This is a genomic window from Roseomonas sp. TAS13 (genome assembly GCF_001950415.1).
In the GTDB taxonomy this organism is placed as follows: Bacteria; Pseudomonadota; Alphaproteobacteria; order Acetobacterales; family Acetobacteraceae; genus Roseomonas; species Roseomonas mucosa.
The window spans coordinates 1-2,127 of sequence record NZ_BDLP01000546.1; the positions used below are offsets into that span (position 1 = coordinate 1).

Here is a 2,127-nt window from a genome sequence, read left to right on the forward strand (position 1 = left end):
GTCGATCAGCGCCGCCAGCCGCACCAGTTCGTGCCGCCCATCGATCATGTCGACCAGCCGCGGCCGCAGCAGATCGGCCTGTTCCGGCGGGCGCGGGCGGTGCTTCATGCCCACAAGATTCGCAGGGTTTGTCGTCGAAAACAATCGAACCCTGCAAATCCAGGTCGCCGAGCCCGGAAAATCTCACAGCTAGATCAGTGCCTTACGAGTTATTCAAGGCCGACTATGTAAGCGCGGCGGTTCGTTCAACTATCAAATAGCGCCATCCTTCAGGGACAGCCAACGCTCTGTCCCTCATCCCGGTTCTGTAGAACCGGGGATTGAGGGACATAGGTGCGTCCGAAGAAGACAGAGACAGAGACAAAGAGGGACAGGGACAAGAAAATTGGCGGATTTCTGCCGATTTTGCAGGGACAAGGGACAGGGACAGGCAGAGACAAAGGCTGTCCCTCAAGCCGAATTCCGGGGCTGATTTCGCGTCCCTCAGGGACAGAGGGACAGGGGCCGTCCTAGGGCGCTTGAAGCTTCGGAAAAGGCTCGCGACGCCCCTGCACCCTCAAGCTAAAAAGAATGTATGCTAATTATTTCAATGCTGATGATTAGCATTCTACCTATTTTATTGCACGCTTAGGCTGAGGAATTGCAACCAAACCGGGTGGCAACGCCACCCGCTGCCGCCCTAACTCAAACCCATTTTTCGAAGACTGGGATGACCATCGCGAATCGTCATCGCGTCGAGCGCCGTTAGCAGTCCGGCGCTAGCGTTACCTATGTTCTCCCTTGGACCGTTTAAGCCCCGGGAAGAATCATCGCTAAGGTATTGGAAAGATTGGCGGACCCGATACGATTCGAACGTACGACCTTTGCCTTCGGAGGGCAACGCTCTATCCAGCTGAGCTACGGGTCCGTCAGCGCCCGTCTAGCGCATGGCGCCGGAGAGGGGAAGCCCCCCCGGCACCACGTGGCCGGGTGCCGTGTTTCTCAGGCGGCAGCCCGGCTGGGCGTGCCGGCCATCCGGAGCGCCGCCATGCGCACCGCCTCCGTCCGGTTGGCCCAGCCCCGGCCGAAACGGGCGAAGCCGTCCAGCGAGCGGTAATAGGCGAGGCGGGCCTCGGAGAAGGAGGCGATCAGCCGCTCCGCCTCCAACGCCCGCGCGGCGGCCAGGGTGATGGGACCGATCGAACCATCCGCCATCACACCCACCGCCTTCTGCAGCAGCTTCACCGCGCGCGAGGGACCGGCATTCACGCCGAAATCGAAGACGCCGAGATCGACCCCCGGCGGCAGCTCGGCGCAGCGCATCGGTGTCCAGTAGCGGGCGTGGTAGATCTCTCGCGCCTCGGCACGGGACAGGTCGCGGACCTCGTCCACCGTCACCGCCCGGTCGCGGAAGGCGCTCAGCACGTCCCGGGTGATGCCCATGTTGGTGGCGCCGCCGGGGTCCTGCGGATCGTTCACGAAGCCGCCTTCCTGTTGCAGCACGACGGCGAGGCAGCGGTCGAAGCGTTCCTCCGGCGAATCGGGGGCGGAGGCGGTCCGGGGCAGGCTGGCCACGTTGGATGGCGTCGCGGCCATGTCGCGCAGGGTGGAGAGGGCAGACTGCACCTGCTCCCCGGCCTGCACCGTCTGCGCCCGTTGCAGCACCCCGGCGAGACGGTCTTTCTCATGCGCGGACTGTGAGGAGCCGATCCAGAAATTCACCACCGAGGCGAAGGCGGCCCCCAGCGTGCCCACGGTGATGTTCACCAGCGCCGCGGTTTCCGGCGGAAAGGTGTGGTTGAAGGAGACCAGCAGCACCATCACCACCAGGAAGGCCAGGATCACCAGGCTGGAGATCAGGGCCGGCCCCCAGGGAAGGGGCTGCAGGGGTGGCAGTTCCAGGTGGGCGGAGGCGGGCTTCGCGCCATCGCTCGGGGCGCCGCCGCCGCTTTCCGGGAGGTGCGCCAGCAGGATCTCCGCCAGGCGCATCCGCAGGCCGGCAGCGAGGGCGGGATCGGCCGCCACGGCGGCATGGGCGGCCTGGGCCCCGGCGGCGCCGGTGGCCTGGGTGACGGCCTCGGAAATCCGGGAACCGAGCAGGCCGGAGGAATCGGTGGCGAGCCGCCGGGCGATATCCGGCAGCAGCGC

At 65.3% G+C, this 2,127-nt stretch carries 1 protein-coding gene and 1 tRNA gene; both read right to left on the reverse strand.

The genetic code is table 11. From position 1 onward, the window contains the following. Window positions 1-830 precede the first annotated feature (830 nt). Window positions 831-907: transfer RNA gene (locus ROTAS13_RS23425), tRNA-Arg, on the reverse strand. 74 nt (window positions 908-981) lie between these two features. Beyond that, window positions 982-2,127: glycoside hydrolase family 108 protein (locus tag ROTAS13_RS28530; protein ID WP_216348735.1), on the reverse strand; the 1,146-nt coding region annotated here is incomplete at its 5' end.